The sequence below is a fragment of the Phytohabitans kaempferiae genome (genome assembly GCF_042433955.1).
In the GTDB taxonomy this organism is placed as follows: Bacteria; Actinomycetota; Actinomycetes; order Mycobacteriales; family Micromonosporaceae; genus Phytohabitans; species Phytohabitans kaempferiae.
On sequence record NZ_JBHLUH010000003.1, the window covers coordinates 49,443 to 66,246 of the forward strand.

General features: G+C 71.9%; 19 protein-coding genes and 3 tRNA genes. 7 read left to right on the plus strand and 15 right to left on the minus strand.

The window, feature by feature from the left end; translation table 11 throughout:
- Positions 1-47: 47 nt before the first annotated feature.
- Both ACFFIA_RS00660 and ACFFIA_RS00665 read left to right on the plus strand, forming a co-directional pair.
- A complete protein-coding gene (locus tag ACFFIA_RS00660) occupies positions 48-410 on the plus strand; it encodes a YciI family protein (protein WP_377243619.1) in 363 nt (120 codons plus the stop codon).
- Positions 407-1,627, plus strand: a complete 1,221-nt coding sequence (locus ACFFIA_RS00665; protein WP_377243622.1) for an RNA polymerase sigma factor — start codon at positions 407-409, stop codon at positions 1,625-1,627. Before ACFFIA_RS00660 ends, ACFFIA_RS00665 begins: the two co-directional genes overlap by 4 nt.
- Before the next feature lie 77 nt (positions 1,628-1,704).
- Here ACFFIA_RS00665 and ACFFIA_RS00670 read toward each other — a convergent pair.
- The 6 genes from ACFFIA_RS00670 to crtI all read right to left on the minus strand — a co-directional run bounded on the left by ACFFIA_RS00670 (position 1,705) and on the right by crtI (position 5,022).
- Positions 1,705-1,778 (minus strand) — tRNA-Phe (locus ACFFIA_RS00670).
- A 15-nt stretch (positions 1,779-1,793) separates the two neighbouring features.
- Positions 1,794-1,867: transfer RNA gene (locus ACFFIA_RS00675), tRNA-Asp, on the minus strand.
- 24 nt (positions 1,868-1,891) lie between these two features.
- Positions 1,892-1,964 (minus strand) — tRNA-Glu (locus ACFFIA_RS00680).
- A gap of 150 nt (positions 1,965-2,114) precedes the next feature.
- Entirely contained in the window at positions 2,115-2,945 is an 831-nt protein-coding gene (locus ACFFIA_RS00685) for a polysaccharide deacetylase family protein (protein ID WP_377243625.1), read from the minus strand.
- A 44-nt stretch (positions 2,946-2,989) separates the two neighbouring features.
- Positions 2,990-3,541 carry an isopentenyl-diphosphate Delta-isomerase gene (idi, locus tag ACFFIA_RS00690; RefSeq protein ID WP_377243628.1) on the minus strand — a complete coding sequence of 184 codons (552 nt, stop codon included), beginning with the start codon at positions 3,539-3,541 and terminating at the stop codon, positions 2,990-2,992.
- Positions 3,538-5,022, minus strand: coding sequence for a phytoene desaturase family protein (gene crtI, locus ACFFIA_RS00695; protein WP_377243631.1), 1,485 nt, complete (start codon positions 5,020-5,022; stop codon positions 3,538-3,540). The genes idi and crtI overlap by 4 nt, the downstream gene beginning before the upstream one ends.
- Positions 5,023-5,112: 90 nt before the next feature.
- Here crtI and ACFFIA_RS00700 point away from each other — a divergent pair, with 90 nt between their 5' ends.
- The 5 genes from ACFFIA_RS00700 (at position 5,113) to ACFFIA_RS00720 (ending at position 9,971) form a co-directional block, all read left to right on the plus strand.
- Positions 5,113-6,471 (plus strand): dihydrolipoyl dehydrogenase family protein, encoded by a 1,359-nt coding sequence (locus ACFFIA_RS00700; protein WP_377243634.1) that lies wholly within the window; start codon positions 5,113-5,115, stop codon positions 6,469-6,471.
- Positions 6,472-6,534: 63 nt separating this feature from the next.
- Positions 6,535-7,539: a LacI family DNA-binding transcriptional regulator gene (locus ACFFIA_RS00705; RefSeq protein ID WP_377243637.1), complete on the plus strand. Its 1,005-nt coding sequence runs from the start codon at positions 6,535-6,537 to the stop codon at positions 7,537-7,539.
- Positions 7,540-7,633: 94 nt separating this feature from the next.
- A complete protein-coding gene (locus ACFFIA_RS00710; protein WP_377243639.1) occupies positions 7,634-8,029 on the plus strand; it encodes a DUF3459 domain-containing protein in 396 nt (131 codons plus the stop codon).
- Between the two features lie 411 nt (positions 8,030-8,440).
- On the plus strand, positions 8,441-9,169 hold the full coding sequence (locus tag ACFFIA_RS00715) for a phosphatase PAP2 family protein (protein ID WP_377243642.1): 729 nt from the start codon (positions 8,441-8,443) through the stop codon (positions 9,167-9,169).
- A 361-nt stretch (positions 9,170-9,530) separates the two neighbouring features.
- Positions 9,531-9,971, plus strand: a complete 441-nt coding sequence (locus ACFFIA_RS00720) for a DUF1707 domain-containing protein (protein WP_377243645.1) — start codon at positions 9,531-9,533, stop codon at positions 9,969-9,971.
- Positions 9,972-10,028: 57 nt separating this feature from the next.
- Here ACFFIA_RS00720 and ACFFIA_RS00725 read toward each other — a convergent pair whose 3' ends face one another.
- Genes ACFFIA_RS00725 through ACFFIA_RS00765 form a run of 9 tightly spaced genes read right to left on the minus strand, consistent with a single transcriptional unit; the run spans position 10,029 to position 16,802 of the window.
- Positions 10,029-11,144, minus strand: a complete 1,116-nt coding sequence (locus ACFFIA_RS00725) for a LysM peptidoglycan-binding domain-containing protein (RefSeq protein ID WP_377243648.1) — start codon at positions 11,142-11,144, stop codon at positions 10,029-10,031.
- A 22-nt stretch (positions 11,145-11,166) separates the two neighbouring features.
- Positions 11,167-11,598 carry a pilus assembly protein TadG-related protein gene (locus tag ACFFIA_RS00730; RefSeq protein ID WP_377243651.1) on the minus strand — a complete coding sequence of 144 codons (432 nt, stop codon included), beginning with the start codon at positions 11,596-11,598 and terminating at the stop codon, positions 11,167-11,169.
- Positions 11,595-12,017, minus strand: coding sequence for a TadE/TadG family type IV pilus assembly protein (locus ACFFIA_RS00735; protein ID WP_377243654.1), 423 nt, complete (start codon positions 12,015-12,017; stop codon positions 11,595-11,597). The genes ACFFIA_RS00730 and ACFFIA_RS00735 overlap by 4 nt, the downstream gene beginning before the upstream one ends.
- A complete protein-coding gene (locus tag ACFFIA_RS00740; protein ID WP_377243657.1) occupies positions 12,014-12,463 on the minus strand; it encodes a TadE/TadG family type IV pilus assembly protein in 450 nt (149 codons plus the stop codon). The genes ACFFIA_RS00735 and ACFFIA_RS00740 overlap by 4 nt, the downstream gene beginning before the upstream one ends.
- 4 nt (positions 12,464-12,467) lie before the next feature.
- Positions 12,468-12,650: a hypothetical protein gene (locus ACFFIA_RS00745; RefSeq protein WP_377243660.1), complete on the minus strand. Its 183-nt coding sequence runs from the start codon at positions 12,648-12,650 to the stop codon at positions 12,468-12,470.
- A 28-nt stretch (positions 12,651-12,678) separates the two neighbouring features.
- Positions 12,679-13,542: a type II secretion system F family protein gene (locus ACFFIA_RS00750; protein WP_377243662.1), complete on the minus strand. Its 864-nt coding sequence runs from the start codon at positions 13,540-13,542 to the stop codon at positions 12,679-12,681.
- A complete protein-coding gene (locus ACFFIA_RS00755; RefSeq protein ID WP_377243843.1) occupies positions 13,542-14,486 on the minus strand; it encodes a type II secretion system F family protein in 945 nt (314 codons plus the stop codon). Before ACFFIA_RS00755 ends, ACFFIA_RS00750 begins: the two co-directional genes overlap by 1 nt.
- The gene (locus ACFFIA_RS00760; protein WP_377243665.1) at positions 14,444-16,009 is read right to left on the minus strand and encodes a TadA family conjugal transfer-associated ATPase; all 1,566 of its coding nucleotides are present in this window, start codon (positions 16,007-16,009) and stop codon (positions 14,444-14,446) included. Before ACFFIA_RS00760 ends, ACFFIA_RS00755 begins: the two co-directional genes overlap by 43 nt.
- Entirely contained in the window at positions 15,999-16,802 is an 804-nt protein-coding gene (locus tag ACFFIA_RS00765; RefSeq protein ID WP_377243668.1) for a CpaE/TadZ family protein, read from the minus strand. The genes ACFFIA_RS00760 and ACFFIA_RS00765 overlap by 11 nt, the downstream gene beginning before the upstream one ends.
- Positions 16,803-16,804 lie beyond the last annotated feature (2 nt).

Here is a 16,804-nt window from a genome sequence, read left to right on the forward strand (position 1 = left end):
AGCTGGGGCTTCGGGACGTAGTCGAACGGCGAAGGCGAGAATCGACAGTGAAGTACGTCTGCCTTTTCTACGCCGACGAGGCGCGCGTCCTGGCGATGTCGCAGGCCGAGGTCGACGCGCTGATCGACGAGACCACCGCCCTGGAGGAAGACCTGCGGGCGAGCGGCCAGCTTGTCGTCGGCCAGGCGCTGGAGCAGGTCGAGTCCGCCGTGACCGTACGCGTGCGCGACGGCCGCCTCTCCGCCACCGATGGCCCCTTCGCGGAGACGAACGAGCAGCTCGGCGGCTTCATGCTGATCGAGGCGCGCGACCTCGACGAGGCCATCCAGATCGCCGGGCGGATCCCGAGCGCCCGCCTCGGCAGCATCGAGGTGCGCCCGGCGTTCGACCTCATGCGCGAACACTCGTGACCGATGTCGACGCCGTCTACCGCGCCCACTCCCGGCGGGTCCTGGCCACGCTGATCCGCCTGCTGGGCGACTTCGACCTGGCCGAGGAGGCGGTGCAGGACGCGTTCGTGGCGGCGGTGGAGCAGTGGCCGCAGACCGGCCCGCCCGCCAACCCGTACACGTGGCTGGTCTCCGCCGGCCGCTTCAAGGCGATCGACCGCCTGCGCCGGCGCGCCCGCTTCGACGCGCTGCTCGGCGAGCTGGCCGCGCGGCTCGCGCCCGCCGCCGCGGAGCCGTTCGAGGAGTCGCCCGACCTCCCGGACGACCGGCTGCGCCTCATCTTCACCTGCTGCCATCCGGCCCTGCCCGCGGACGCCCAGGTGGCCATGACGCTGCGCGAGGTCTGCGGCCTCACCACCGAGGAGATCGCGAGGGCCTTTCTCACCGGGCCACCGACCGTCGCCCAACGCATCGTCCGGGCCAAGAACAAAATCAAGACCAACCGCATCGGGTACGCCGTGCCGCCGCCAGCCGAGCTTCCCAGCCGACTCGATCCGGTGCTCAGCACGGTGTACCTGATCTTCACCGAGGGATACGCTCCCGCCTCCGGCGAAGCCGTGGTCCGCGCCGACCTGACCGGTGAGGCGATCCGCCTGGGCCACCTGCTGGCCGAGCTGCTGCCCGACCCCGAGGTGCGGGGCCTGCTCGCGCTGATGCTGCTGCAAGACTCCCGCCGCGACGCCCGCACCACGCCCGGCGGCGACCTGGTGCTCCTGCCCGACCAGGACCGCTCCCGCTGGCACCGCGACCAGATCACCGCGGCGGCCGACCTGCTCGCCCGCGCAAGGGCCTCGGGACAGGTCGGCACGTACGCCCTACAGGCCCGGATCGCCCTCGTACACGCCGAGGCACCGACCGCCGAGGCGACCGACTGGCCCCGGATCGTCGACCTGTACGACCTGCTCACCCGCGCCGACCCCTCCCCGGTGGTCGCCCTCAACCGCGCGGTCGCGCTGGCGATGCGCGACGGCCCGGCGGCGGGCCTGGCCGAGCTGGACGCGGTGCTGGCCGGCGGCAGGCTCGACGGCTATCACCTGGCCCACTCCGCCCGCGCCGACCTGCTCCGCCGCCTGGGAAGGGTGACCGAGGCACGAGCCGCGTACGAGCGGGCCCTCGCCCTGGTCCGCCAGGAACCCCAGCGCCGCTTCCTGAAACGCCGCCTCGCCGACCTGCCCTGAGGCCCGCCCTCCGGCAAGCAAAACGCCCACCGGCGAAACCGCTGGTGAGCGCTGCTGTAGCCCGGCGAAAGGCTATGTGGCCAGGGGCGGGGTCGAACCGCCGACCTTCCGATTTTCAGTCGGACGCTCGTACCAACTGAGCTACCTGGCCGCGTCATGTTGACCGCGGTCCTGACGGGACTTGAACCCGCGACCTCCGCCTTGACAGGGCGGCGAGCACTCCGACTGCTCCACAGGACCTTGCTCTCCGGCTGGGCCGGACCGTGCCCCCAACGGGATTCGAACCCGTGCTACCGCCTTGAAAGGGCGGCGTCCTGGGCCACTAGACGATGAGGGCGGGCCCCGCCATCATTGCACATCACAAGTCAGGCAGCTTTGCTCCCATCCGGCCCCGCCGGAGGCTTCGAAAGCATACGCGACGTCCGACCTTCCTTCCAAACCGATACCGGGCGCGTCACATTCCCCGCAGAAGACCCAAGGCGGCGGCTCAGCGGAGCAGCACGATCCCGTACTTGCGCTTCAGCTCCTCCACCATCGCAGGGCAGGCGGCCAGCGTGCCGTTTCGGTCGCCGCCGCCGTCGTGGAGCAGCACGATCGAGCCGGGGCGGGCCTGGTTGATGACCCTGGTGCGGATCGCGTCGGCGCTCGGCTTCTTCCAGTCCTGCGGGTCGACGTCCCAGTCCAGTGAGGTCATGCCCAGTTCGCGGGAGACCTTGACGGCCGCGGGCGTCCACCTGCCGCCGGGGTGACGGAAGAACGCGATCTTCGCGCCTGGTACGGCCTTGCGGATCTCCCGGTTGGTCGCCTCAAGGTTGGCCCGGATCTCCGGCTCGGGCTTGGTACCCAGGTCGAGCTCGTGGTGCCAGGTGTGGTTGCACAGCGTGTGGCCCTCGCGGATCATGCGCGCGACCAGCGCCGGATACGCCCGCACCTCGGTGCCCACGACGCAGAACGTCGCCTTCACACCGGTCCTGCGCAGCAGGTCGAGCACCTTGGGGGTCCACACCGGGTGCGGGCCGTCGTCAAACGTCAGCGCGACCTTCCGGCTGCCGGTGAGCCGCCGCGTGTCGTGCGGGCCGATCCCACTGCGCGGCTTGGGCGTCTTCGGTGACACGGCGGTCGCGGTCGGGGTCGGGCTCGATGCGGCGGAGGGCGTGGGCTCCGGCGGCGAAGGTGAGGGGACCGTCGCCTCCGGCGGTGGGCCCAGACCCTGCTCGGTCGCGATGGCCTCGATCGGCTCGCGGGCCAGGACCCATCGCCCGCCGACCAGCAGCGCCAGTACGACCAGCGCGCTGATGACGGCGGCTCGGTGGGTCACGTCGCGTACTCCCGACGGTTCGGGAACAGAGCGACAAAACCCTACTAGAGTGACCCCTGAGAATCGAGATGTAGCTTTGAAAGCACGCCTGCCAACCACGGGGCGTAGTCGTCGGGTCGCGTATCGATGCCGCTCAGCGCCTCGCCGAGCGGCGTCCAGTGCAGCTCGGCCACTTCGGCGGGATCGGGGCGCAGCGAGTGGTCGGCGGCGATCCGCCCGAGCAGCACGTGGTCGTACTCCACCTCGACGCGGCCGGTCGCCGGGTCCTGCGCACGGTACACGTACACGCCGATCTCGGTTAGCGGCACTGGCGCCAGCCCCAGCTCCTCGCCAAGGCGGATGGTCGCCGCCTCCGTCACCGCCTGTCCCGGGGCGGGGTGGCCGCAGCAGGCGTTGCCCCAGCGCAGCGGGAAGCGGGTCTTGACGGCGGCCCGCCGCTGGAGCAGCACGCGCCCGCCAGGGGCGGTGAGCAGCACGGAGAACGCCCGGTGCAGCATGCCTGGTGAACGGTGCGCGGCGGCTACCGTCGCCTCACCGACCGGCCGCCCCTCTTCGTCGACCAGCTCGACCAGGTGGGCTTCCCGACCCGCGCTCACGCCGCGCGTCCCGTCACGCGACGGGCGGCGAGCTTGCCGGAGATGAGCACCATAGGTACGCCCACGCCGGGCTGCGTGCCGGAGCCGACGAAGACCACGTTGTCCAGTGTGGAGTGGAGGTTTCCCGGGCGGAAGGGGCCGGTCTGCCAGAAGGTGTGCGCCGCGGCGAACGGAGTGCCCGCCGCCATGCCGAGGTCCGCCCAGTCCGGCGGTGTGACCACATGGGACACTTCCACGCCCTCTCCGAAATCCTTGTAGCCCCGGGCTTCCAGCACTCCGATCAGCTCGGCGGCGTACCGCTCGCCGAGCCCGCCGCGCCAGTCGAGGTCGCGGCCACGGAGCAGGTTGGGCACCGGGGCGAGCACGTAGTACGCCTGGCGGCCGGGCGGCGCCAGCGAGTCGTCGGTGCGGCTGGGGTTGGTCACCAGCAGCGAGGGGTCGGACATCAGCGTGCCGCGCCGGATCACCTCGTCGAACGCCCCCTGCCAGTCGCGTCCGAAGTGGAGGTTGTGATGCGCGATCCGGCCGTACTCCATCCTGGATCCGATGTGGAGCACCACGCACGACGGTGAGTAGCGCAGCGGGCGGTGGCGGCGTGGCGGCAGCAGGTCGCGGCGGGCGACCGGCAGGTCGGGATTGAGCACGACGACATCGGCCGGGATCCGCTCACCAGCGGCGGTGTGCACCGCGACCGCCCGCCCGGCCGACGTCTCCACGCGCGTGACCGTGGTGCCGTAGCGGATCTGGACCCCGTGCTTCTCCGCGGCGCCAGCGAGCGCGCGCGGCACGGCGTGGATGCCGCCGCGCGGGAAGTACACGCCGGCCACCGAGTCGAGGTAGGCGATGACCGCGTAGATCGCGAGCGCGTCGCGCGGGGCGAGGCCGGCGTACATGGCCTGGAACGAGAAGACGCGCCGAGTGCGGGGGTCGGTGAAGAACTGGTCGATTTTGGACTGGAGCCGGCCGAACGCGCCCATCGCGAGCAGCTTCAACAGGTTGCCGGTAAGCAGGTCGGTGGGGGAGTCGAGGTTGCGTTCGACGAAATCGGCCCGCTCCAGCTCCCAGAGCCGCCTGGCGTACTCCACGAAGCGCAGGTAACCGTCTGCTTCGGACGGTCCGCAGACCCGCTCGACCTCGGCGGCCATGCGGGACGGCTCGGTGATGACGTCCAATGTGGAGCCATCGGGGTAGTGCGCGCGGTACGCCGGGTCGAGGCGGCTCAGCTCGATCCAGTCGGTCAGCCGCTCGCCCACCGCGTCGAGCGCCTCGGCGATGAGGTCGGGCATGGTGAGCACGGTCGGGCCGGTGTCGAACTCGTACCCGTCCACAGTCAACCGCCCGGCACGCCCGCCAGGCACCGCCTCGCGTTCGAGCACGGTCACCTGCCGCCCGGCACCGGCGAGGTGCAGGGCGCAGGCGAGACCACCGAGGCCGGCGCCAACCACCACGACGCGGTCCGTCCGCCCACCTACTCTCCGCACGCGATCGAGCGTAGCGACTACCTGCGGAAATGCCCTACGGGCTCCCGCTTCCCGGCCGTCCCGGTCACCCGTTGGTGGCATGCTGGCGGCATGGTGCGGCAGGTGGACGTCGTGGTCGTCGGGCTGGGCGTGGGCGGCGAGGAGGTGGCCGGCAAGCTGGCCGAGGCGGGCCTGTCGGTCGTCGGCATCGAGCACAACCTGGTCGGTGGCGAGTGTCCGTACTGGGGCTGCGTCCCGAGCAAGATGATGATCCGAGCGGCCAACGCGCTGGCCGAGGCGCGGCGGGTCGAGCTGCTCGCGGGGCAGGCGCGGGTCGAGCCCGATTGGGCGCCGGTCGCGCGGCGCATCCGCGAGGAGGCCACCGACACCTGGGACGACACGGTTGCCGTCGACCGGTTCACCGGCAAGGGCGGGCACTTCGTGCGGGGGTACGGCACGCTCACCGGCCCGGGGCGGGTCGAGGTCGGCGGCGAGGTCTACGAGGCGCGGCGGGGGATCGTGCTCGGCACCGGCACCTCGGCCGTGATCCCGCCGATCGAAGGGCTGGCCGGCACGCCGTACTGGACCAACCGCGAGGCGATCGAGGTGGAGGAGCTGCCCACCTCCCTCGCCGTACTCGGTGGCGGCGCGATCGGGCTGGAGCTGGCGCAGGCGTTCGCCCGCTTCGGCGTACGGGTCACGGTGATCGAGTCGCTCGACCACGTACTCGCGATGGCGGAGCCCGAGGCGTCGGAGCTGGCCGCCACCGTGCTCGCGCGGGACGGCGTCGAGTTCCGGACCGGGGCGCGGGCGGAGCGGGTCGGGTACGGCGGTGGCGAGTTCACCGTGCACCTCTCCACCGGGTCGCTGGTCGTCGCGGAGAAGCTGCTCGTGGCGATCGGCCGGCGAGCGCAGCTCGGCGACCTGGGCCTGGATTCGGTCGGCCTCGACTCGGACGCCGAGCACATCGAGGTGGACGACCGTATGCGGGCCGGCGACGGGGTGTGGGCGGTCGGCGACGTGACCGGGCGCGGCGAGTTCACGCACATGGCGATGTACCAGGCGGGCATCGCGATCCGGGACATCCTCGGGCAGGAGGGGCCGCCGGCGGACTACCGGGCGGTGCCGCGCGTGACGTTCACCGATCCGGAGATCGGCGCGGTGGGGCTGACCGAGGCGCAGGCGCGGGAGCGGGGCCTGCGGGTGAGCACCGCCCTGGCCCAGGTGCCAAGCTCGGCGCGGGGCTGGATCCACAAGGCGGGCAACGACGGTTTCGTCAAGCTCGTGGCCGACGCCGACCGGGGCGTGCTGGTGGGCGCGACGTCCGCGGGGCCGGCCGGCGGCGAGGTGCTCGCCCCGCTCACGCTTGCGGTGCACGCGGCGGTACCGGTGGAGACGTTGCGGAGCACAATCTACGCGTACCCGACTTTTCACCGCGCGATTGAAGATTCCTTGCGTGATCTGCGTTAAGAACCCACCAGCGGGCTGGTCTGAGATGTCAGTTCTTGCAGCCGCTTGCCGTACGATTTCGCCGTGACACGACGCCTTACCGAGGTCGCCAAGAAGGCGGGGGTCAGCGAGGCCACCGTGAGCCGCGTGCTCAACGGCCGCGAGGGCGTGTCCGAGGCGACCCGTGCCGCGGTGCTGACCGCACTCGACGTGCTCGGCTACGAGCGGCCGTCCAAGCTGCGCGGCGAGCGTGCCCGGCTGGTCGGCCTGGTGCTGCCCGAGCTGCAAAACCCGATCTTCCCGGCGCTCGCCGAGGCGGTGACCGGCGCGCTGGTGCAGCGCAGCCTCTCGCCGATCCTCTGCGCCCGCACGATCGGCGGTGTCTCCGAGACCGACTTTCTCGAGATGCTGCTGGAGCACCAGGTGTCCGGCGTGATCTTCGCCGGCGGCAACTACGCGATGGCCGACGCGCCGCACGACCACTACCGCACGTTGCGCGAGCGAGGGCTCCCGGCGGTGCTCGTCAACGCCGGCGTCGAAGGGCTGGGCTTCCCGAGCGTCTCCACCGACGACGCGGTCGCGGTCGAGCAGGCGTACGCCCACCTGGTCTCGCTCGGCCACCAGAAGGTCGGCGCGCTGCTCGGTCCGGAAGACCACGTGCCATCCCGGCGCAAGCTCGACGCGCTCCAGGCGGCGGTCAAGGGCAGTCCGGAGGTTACCTGCGACGTCGAGCGCGCCAGCTTCTCGATGGAGGGGGCCCGCTCGGCCGCCACGCGCCTCGCCGAGCGGGGCGTGACCGGCATCCTCTGCGCCAGCGACGTGCTCGCGCTCGGCGCCGTGCGCGCGGTCCGCCGGCTGGGCAAGCGCGTGCCACAGGACGTGTCGATCGTGGGCTACGACGACTCGGCGATCATGACTTGCACCGACCCGCCGCTGACCACCGTCCGCCAGCCGATCGAGGCTATGGGCCAGTCCGTCGTTGACCTCCTCGTGCAGCAGATGGAGGGGGTCGGCGTCCCGCCGGAGGAGCTGCTCTTCGAGCCGGAGCTCGTGGTCCGCGGCTCGACCGCCCCGGCGCCCAGGAGCTGATCACCCCAAACCCGACCTGATCAAGGCGTTCCCACCTCGCGGTGGGCGCCCTGACTGGTTCTGGTCTGCATCCCGGTTCTTTCAGATACTAGTCGTGTTCTTGCGTATTCAAGTTTGGCTTTGTATCGTCATCGCCACGAAACAGGGCAGTCGCGCCGTGGCGGCACCGTGGCTGCCGCAACCACCAGACTGGAAGGATCGGACCGTGGCGGCCCAGTCGGGTGATCCGTACTCGATGCTGGAGCTGTATAGGACGGCGTTGCGCATCCGGCGCGCGGAGCCTGCCCTCGGCGAGGGCGGTATGCGGTGGTTGCCCGTGTCCGACGGTGTCCTCGCCTTCGCGCGCGAGCCCGGCTTCGCGTGCGTGCTCAATCTCTCGGCGGTGGCCGTGCCGCTGCCCGCGCACGCCGAGGTGCTGCTCGCGAGCGGCCCGCTGGATGGCGACGCGCTTCCCGTCGATACGGCGGCCTGGCTGCGTACCAGGGGATGAGCGGTTTGTGGGCGGTGCCGCCGCCGGGACAGTGGCGCCGCTCACAAACCCTTTCTGCCGGTTTTCGTGCGCCACCGGTCCCGAGAGCCGGTCGGATCGATCAGGGCGCCCCGCGTACCGCGGGGCGCCCTGATGTCGTTGGTCTCACGTAACAATGTGGAACATCAGGGGCGTGCGTAGCCCGTCTACGATCAGTCGGATGACTTCGAGAGGTGTCGTTGTGCGTGGGGTCACACGGTTAATCGTTGTTCTGGTATAGAGATTTCACTTAGCGTTGAATTACGTAAACCGTGGATGAAATCTCGGTGGGGGACGGCGATGGCAGTCACGGAAGAGGCCGCGCGGCCCGCCGCGGGTCCACATACAGCACTACCTGTGCGGCCAGGGCCGGGGCGCCCTAAGGCCGCACACGTGCGCGAACTCGTCATCGAGGTGATCTTGATCGCCTCGATGATGGTTATTTACCAGGGCATACGCCATCTCGCAGACGGCCAATTGGGCGTTGCTTTCCGTCATGCGGACTGGGTTTGGGCAGTCGAACGGGCACTTCACCTGCCCAGTGAGGCCGCCATTCAGGATTGGGCGCTGTCGTGGGGGCCGACGGCGCGACTGGCAAACATCTATTACGTCGGCGTCCATTTCCCCGGCACGATCGCGGCGATGGTGTGGCTGTGGATCCGCCACCGCCCCGACTACCTGCGTATGCGCACCGAAATGGCGGTGCTCACCGGCGCCGCGCTGGCCGTGCACGTGGTCTTTCCGCTCGCGCCGCCGCGGCTGGTGCCCAGCTTCGGCATGGTCGACACGATGATCCTCACCGGCCCCTCGGCCTACCCGGACAACAGCACCGACGGTGTCGCCAACCAGTTTGCGGCGATGCCGTCACTGCACGTCGGCTGGGCCCTACTCGTGGCGATCGCGCTCATCCGCGTCACCAGCGGCCGGTGGCGGTGGCTGGCACTCGCCCATCCGATCCTGACCGTGACCGTCGTGGTGATCACCGCCAACCACTACTGGCTCGACGGCATCGTCGCCGGTTTGCTGCTGGTCGGGGCGATCCGGCTGGTGAGCTTCCGCACGAGATACGTCGGGCGGTTGCAAGGGCAGCCGCTGCCGAGTTTCTCCCGCGTGCTGCTCTAGCGGATCTGGTCCAACAAAAGCAGCTTTGGGCTGCCGCGATGACCGTCGTGGTCCCGGCCGCTGCTCCCGCGGCCTCGCCCGCCGTCGTTGGTCGGGCTTCTGTGGGCGGCCTCAGTCTGTGGCGCCGCCGCTGTTGTGGTTTGTGATGCGAGTGCGCCTGCGGCGGGAGCGCTCCGGCTCCGGCGTGCTTGTTGGTGCGCTGTCGCGCTCCAGGAGTAGACCGTGGACGTTGACGGCCTGCCGGAGGGCCGTCGATTACCAAGATCTGCCTGGGCGTCATTGAGCCACGCATGCGGCACCAATCTTGACAGTGACAAGACAACCTGGCACTGTGGGATGTGCGTTGAGTTGAGGAGGAGTCATGGCGAGCGAGTTGGAGCGTGTGGGCAACGCGGAGCGCGAGTCGGTGGCGGCGCTGCTGAGTGACGCTCTCGCGGCGGGCTACCTGGAGACGGAGGAGTTTGACGAGCGGTCGGCGGCCACCTACGCCGCACGTACCCGTGTCGAGCTCGACGCCCTGGTCGCCGACCTGCCGGCGGGCTGGGTGCGGGCCCGGGCCCGTGACCGTCGCCGCGAGCGGCACGCCGCCGGCGCCCGACTGGGGATGCAGGCGCACGTCGCGGCGTACGTCGCGGGCTCGATCCTCATGCTCGGCATCTGGGCGGCGGTCGGGATCAGCAGCGGCGCGTGGTACTTCTGGCCGGTCTGGCCGATCCTCGGCTGGGGCGTGGGGCTGCTCGGGCACGTGATCCCGGTGCGCGCCGTGCTGGAGGCGCAGGCGCGCCGTCCCGTCGGCCGCTGAGGCACGCACAAGCGGAAGCGGCGCGCGCCACAACGGCCGTGCCGCTAGCGCGAGGGATCAGGAGCGGCGGCTGCGCTGCCGCGCCTCCCTCCGCTTGTCGCGCAGGCCGAGCAGCACGCCGATCTGCGCGCCGACCAGGCTGGCGGCGGTGAGCACGGCGGTCACGGCGAGCGGCAGGTTGAGTCCTTCCTTCCCGCCGGGTCGGGCGGCGGCCGCTCCCGCGCCGACCGGCTGGCGCTCGGCATCTTCGCCGTCTTGCACGGTGGGCGGCGGCGGGACGTACGGCACGGCCGGCTCCTCGGTCACCGGGTTCGACGGCACCGGCGAGGGCTTGCCCTTCGCCTCCGTGCGATCGCCGGGGCGCGGGCTGGGCGAGCGGGGCGTGTCGCCCGGCTGCTCACCGCCACCGCTCGGCGGCTGCCCGGCGTCGGCCGGCGGGGGACCACTTTCGACCGGTGGTGGGGGATTTTCCGCCGAGGGCGGCACCGAGACCAGGCCGGTGGCGTGGCGGCGGATACCGCTGTCGGCCGCCTCCTCGGGCAGGTGCAGCATCTGGCCGGGCCGGATCACGTCGGGGTCGCGGATCTTGTTGAGCTTGGCCAGCTCCGGATAGCGGTCGAACTCGCCCAGGTAGCGGTCCGCGATGTGCCCCAGGTAGTCGCCCCGCTCCACGCGGTACACCGGAGCCTGCTCCTCGTCACTCGTGGCGGCGGCCGCGCGCTCCCAGGCCGCGGCGGCAGGTGCGGAGACGGCGGCGGGCGTGTAGGGCGCGGCGGCGTACGAGGTGTGGGGCGTGCTAGCCGCGGCGGAGGCGACCGCCGGGCTCGCCCCGATGATCAGTGCGACGCCGCCGATCAGTGCCGCCGCCATGCGCTGCTGGCGCCGCAGGCCGGGCAGCCGCGGCACGGGGATGCGCAGCGCCCGCGCCGGGATCTCCACCAGCACCGACAGGGCGAACGTGGCCCAGCCCAGCCAGCCCACCACCGCGAGCGCGCGCAGGAAGAGCTGCCCGTCGTCGCGCGTGGTGAGCGCGTCGCCGACCTCGGCCAGCGTGGGCACGTGATCGGGGAGGGGGTTGCCGGCGAACACGGCCAGCGCGATCGGCGCGCCCACCAGCAGTCCAATGAGGATGGCGAGCGCGCCCAAGCCCTTGACGACCTGTCGTAGACGCATGGCGCCGCCTCCTTCCTTGTCGCTACTCGTCGGGGGTGGTGAGCAGTACGGCCGTCGCCGTGCCGGTCACCGTGCTCGTGTCGGAGAACCCGAAGACGTCGAGAAACTTGTTGTCGTAGGTGACCGATACCTCGACCTGGATCAGCGGCACGCCATCAGGCCCGGTGGAGAACGTGGGGGGCGGCCCGCCCACGCCGGCGGCCGCCCGGTAGGCGTCGACGGCCGCCGCCGCCTCGGCCTCGTTGATCTGTGTGGGACCGCCCTCGATCGCCTGTGCCCGGTCGATCGCCTGGCCGCCCGCGCGTGCCGCCTCGGCGGCCAGGTTGTGCGCGCGCTGGAGGGCACCGAGCTGGCCGGCGCCGTCGTATGCCAGGCCGATCACCATCAGCATGCCGGCGAGCGCGATGGCCAGGAAGATGCTGACCCGCCCGTCGTCGCCCAGCCGCCGCCTCATCCGCGGCTCCGGTAGCGGTCGAGCGGTGACACGTACGTCGCCACCACCGTCTTGGCGCCCGGCACGCCCGGCATGACCAGGTCGGCGAAGGAGACGGTGCAGCTGACCGTGGCGGTGACGGTGGCCGGCTCGCCCAGCTCGGCGCCGAAGCCGCCGGTGTCGACCTGCACCTGCAAGCTGTCGCCGCAGTCGAGCCCTTGCGCGTCGAGTGTGGCGTTGGCCGCCGTCTCGCCGTCGACCTCGGCCGTCGCGGCGGTGCGGGCGAGCGACGCGGTGCGGGCCGCCTCGTGCGCGGCCAGATCGACCGCGTTCTGCGCGATGGCCGTGCGCCCCGCGACGGCGGCCAGCACGATCAGCATGAGGAACGCCGGCGCGAGGATGGCGATCTCCACCGACACGGAGCCCCGGTCGTCCATCATGGAGCGTCCTCCTCGACGAAGCGCTCCACCGGCCCGCGCGCGGTCTGGCTCACGGTCCAGCCGATGCCCGGGATCACCGACACGACGTTGCCGGTGACCGTGGCTGTCACCTGCTCGTCGTCGCGGGACACCTCGACGTCCCAGCCGACCAGCCATCCGCCCGTGCCGGCGATGAACTCGCCCGCCTGGCCCTCACCGGCCTCCGGCGAGACGCCATTGAGCGTGCGGGTCGAGCTGACCGCGACCTGGGCCGCGTTGAGCGCGACCGCCCGGGCCAGGAACCATGCGCCTACCTGGATAGAGGCGAAGGTGAGGATGAGGATCGCCGGGAAGGCGATCGCCAGCTCCACCGGGGTCGCCCCCCGATCCCGGACGCGGTCGTGGGTCAACCGCCGCCGGACCGCCACCATGGCCCGGCGGATGCGAACGACCGCGCGCTGACCCATCGGGCTACGGAGCGCCGCCGATGGAGCCCATGAACGAGTCGACCAAGCCACTCGCGGCGAGCACCACGGCGCCGGCCGCTGCCGCCAGGCCGGCGATGATGATGGCGGTCGGCACCGGGCTGTCACCCCGGTCACGCTCTCTCGGATCGCGCAGCAGCGCGATCCGCTCCCGCAGCATCTTGATCATCGGATTTCCTTTCCCTGGGGCGGTTGGCTCAGATTCGGGCCAGGAACGGGTACATGACGAAGCCGACGAGCACGAAGACCAGCAGCGCACCGGGCACGTCGAGCCGGCTGGTGATCGCCTCGGCACGGGCCAGGTTGTCGGTGCGGATCTGGTCGCGCAGCGAGTCGGCACGTACGCGCAGCGTCTCGTGCACCTGGGCGCCCTCGGTGCCGGACGCCTGCACGATCGCGCCGACGTCGCCGAGCTCGGGTACGCCGATCTTCTCGGCCAGCGTGCGCAGCTCGTCCCACGGGGACTGCATCTGCATCTGGGCGATCCGCAGCGACTCGCGCAGCCGCTCGAAGACCCAGCCGTCGCAGACCTCGGCGGCGCGTTCGAGCGACTGCACCGGGCCGTGCGCGGCGGAGAGCTGGAGCGCCACCAGGTCGAGGTAGGTGCAGATGGCCTGGGTGAACTCGCGCCGCGCCGCCTTCGCCTTGGCGAGCACGTCGGCGTGGGCGACCATCGCGAAGAGCACGGCCAGCCCCAGCCCCGCGGCCGTCGGGATGACGAACGGCAGTGACATGCCCGCCGTCCGCGCGGCCAGCGAGAGCAGCGCGGGGATGGCCAGGCCGACGAGCGCGGACAGGATGAGCGAGAGGGTGTACTGCTCGGGCGTCTTGCCGAGCAGCGCCAGCTCCTTCGCCGGCGGGCGGGTCCAGCGGGACAGCCCGGTCAGCCACTCCAGCCGCCGGCTCGGGCGGGTCTCGCGGAGCGCGGCGGGCGGATGAAGGCGGTGGAGCGCCGGGCCGAGTGCGGGAGTGGCCGGCAGCGCCTCGCGTACGACTAGGAAGATGCCGAGGCCCACCGCGGCGCCGCCGAGGATCGCGATCACGAGGTACGGGTTGCCCATCACGCCTCCCGCCGCTCGTCGGGGATCGCCAGGAAGCGCACCGGCGGGGGCGGCAGGCTCATCGCCCGGGTCCACGCCAGCAGGGCGATGAACGTGCCGCCGAGCACGACCAGCACGACCTGACCGGTGGCGGTGCCGTACGGCTCCATGTACTGCGGATTGACCAGCCCGTACGCCAGGGTCAGCATGGTCATGCCGGTGAGGAAGCGGACCGCGAACCTCGGCTGCGTGCGCTTGGCCTCCACCTCGCGCCGGGTCGCGACCTCGGCCGCGGCGGCGGTGGCGATCGAGGAGAGCACGTCGCCGAGGCGCTCGCCCCGGTCGCTCAGGTGCAGGATCAGCGCGGCGACCACCTGATCGCACATCGGGTCACCGAGCTGCCCGGCAAACGCGAGCAGCGCGTCGCGGGCGTGCCAGCCGGCCTGTAACCGGGCGGCGAGCAGGGCTACCTCGTCGCCGATCTCTTCGGGCGCGGTGGAGACGGTCGCGATGATCGCCTGCTGGAGCCCTTGGCCGGTGCTGGAGACGTCACGGAGCCGGCGGGTCCACTCGCCGACCGCCTCGATCCGGGTGATCGCCCGCCGCTCCGCCTGCCCGACGCCGAAGAGCCAGGGCGCGCCGGGCACGGCGATGCCGACCAGCAGCCCCACCATCGGCAGTCCGGTGATCATCCAGGCGAGCGCGCCGGCCACGATCGCCGATACGAGCAGTATCCGGTGGCGGCGGCGCTCGGCGGCGCTGAGGCCGGTGCCGTTCCACAGGCGGTGGAGGCGGCGGCTCGTGCGCGACGGCGGCTTGGTCGGCGCTCGTGTGCCCACAATGGACACCACGGCCAGCACCAGGCCGGCGACGCAGGCCGCGCCGGAGAGCAGCGCGATCAGCTCGATGTCTGCGGGGCCGGTCACGACCGCCTCCCGAGCTGGCTGTGCCGGGGGCGGCGCCAGGCGCCGGTGCGGGCCTCGATGTAGCGGCTGAGCACGCGCGCGTCGTATCCCACTCGCATGAGCTGGTCGCGCACGCGCTCGGGCAGGTGCAGCGGGACCGCCCGGCCGTCGGCGCCCGGGCCGAAGACGGTGGTGGTCGCGATCTTCGCGCCGTCGCCGACCCCGATGATCTCCTCGATGTGGGAGACGAAGCGGTGCTTGCGGCCGCCGATCGCGGTCTCGTCTTCGACGGTCACGTAGACGATCAGGTCGAGCGCGTTGCCGGCCATCCGTCGCGCCTGCTCGACGGTCATCTCCCGGCCGTGCGAGAGCGCCAGCTCGATGATGCGCTCGCTGACCCCGCCGGGCGTGCGCGCGTGGATCGTGCACATCGACCCGCGGCTGGTGGTCATCGCCTGGAGCATCGGCACGATCTCCCGGGACCGCACCTCACCGACGATGATCCGCAGCGCGCCCATCCGCAGCGACACCGGGATCAGGTCGGCGATCGTCACCTCGCCGGCCGGTCGCCCGTCGGCGCCCCGCTCGCCGTGCCCCTCCCGGGACTCGAAGCTCATCACCGCCCGGTGCCGCTGACTCCGGCGGGCGGGGAGCAGCTCGCGGCTCTCCTCCAGCAGCACGTACGGCTCGTCGGGCGGGATCTCCGACATCAGCGCGCGGATCACGGTGGTCTTACCGGCACCGGCCAGCCCGGCGACCATGACGTTGAGGCCGGCCCGCAGCGCCGCGCGCAGGAAGTCGCGGATCAGCGCGTCCATCATCTCGTCGAGGTCGGCCCGGCCGCCGGCGATGTCGTCGAGCGTGATATCGAGCGTGTTGTGCTTGCGGATCACCGCGTACGGCCGGTGGCTGACCAGGTAGACCGCGGCGAGCCGGCTGCCGTCGGGGAGCTGGAGGTCGAGCGTGGGCTTGGACGTGGAGAGCGAGCGCTCGGTCGCGCCGGCCCGCCGCGCGGCCGCCTGGAGGATCTCCACCAGCTCCTCGTCGCTGTCGGCGATCGGGGCGGCCCACTCGATACCACCGCCGTGGCGCGTGATGCGTACGTGGTCGCAGCCGAGGATGTGCACCTCTTCGATCGTGTCGTCGACCAGCAGCGTCTGGAGCCGCCCCAGCCCGACCAGCTCGGCCGTGACCTGGTCGAGCAGCATCCGCTCCTCGACCGCCTGCATCGGCGTGCCGGAGCGGCGGACCATGTCGGCGTACTCCGAGACGACCGCGACAGCCAGCCGCACGCGCTCGACGTCTTCTTCCTCGGGCGTGAAGTCGCGACCGCGCTGCCACTGGGTCAGCCGCTCGGTGAGCTGGCGGCGCAGCTCCCGTACGACCGAGAAGTCGGCCTGCCGCCGCGGCGGTGGAGGTGGCGGCGGCGCGGACGGGGCGGACGGGAGCGCGGGCATGGCGATGTGGCCGTTGGCGGCCTGGTGGCGGCCGACGTGCACCTGCGGTGGGCGGACCGGTGGGGCGGTGGAGGTCGCCTCCGGCTGCCGCGAGCGAGGGTCGTGAGTGACCGGCTCAAACCGCATCCGGCACCTCCGTCGGCAGGCTCCGCCAGCTCAACCGGGCGCGGCGGCGGTCGAGGATCGCGGTGATCGGCACCTCGAGCGCGTTGGCGGCGCGCATCAGCGGGCGGTTGGCCTTGACCGTGCCGCCGAGCGTGAGAGTCTCGGCGGTGCGCGGGTCGTGCGGTATCCGCGCGACGACCGGCAGCTCCAACGCCTTGCTGATCTCGCCCTGCGCGTGCCCGTCGCCGACCAACAGCAGGCGCAGTGAGCCGGCCGCCACGCGGTGCTCGCGGAAGTCGCGCTGGAGCGCGGCGATCGTGGCCCGCGCGCTGGAGAGGTCGGGCAGGCGCGCGCCGGTCACCACGAGCACCACCGCCGCCGCGCGCAGGATCGGCCACGCCGGGCTGGGCACGTGGAGGCGTCCACAGTCGACGATGACGTCGAATGCCGGCTCGCCCTTTTCCAACGCGAGGAAGAAGTCGGCGAACCGCTGCCACAGTGGACTGACGCTGCCGATCTGGGCCGGGTCGACGATGCCGGGCAGTAGCAGGCGCTCGCGGCGGGGCGCGTCGAGGTCGATCAGCTGCGACCAGAAGTCGTGGTCGAGCCGCCCATCGCGCAGCTCGGCGACGGCCAGCTCGCCGATGCCGCGCGGACCGGGGACGGCGCCGCCGAGGTAGCCCGCCATTATCGAACCGCCCGCCGGATCGCACTCGGCGAGGACGAGCCGGCGGTGCCAGGTGAGCGCACAGGCCAATGCCGTCGTAGTCACCCCGGGCGACCCCTTCGGCGAGACCAGCGCGACGATCGCCATGG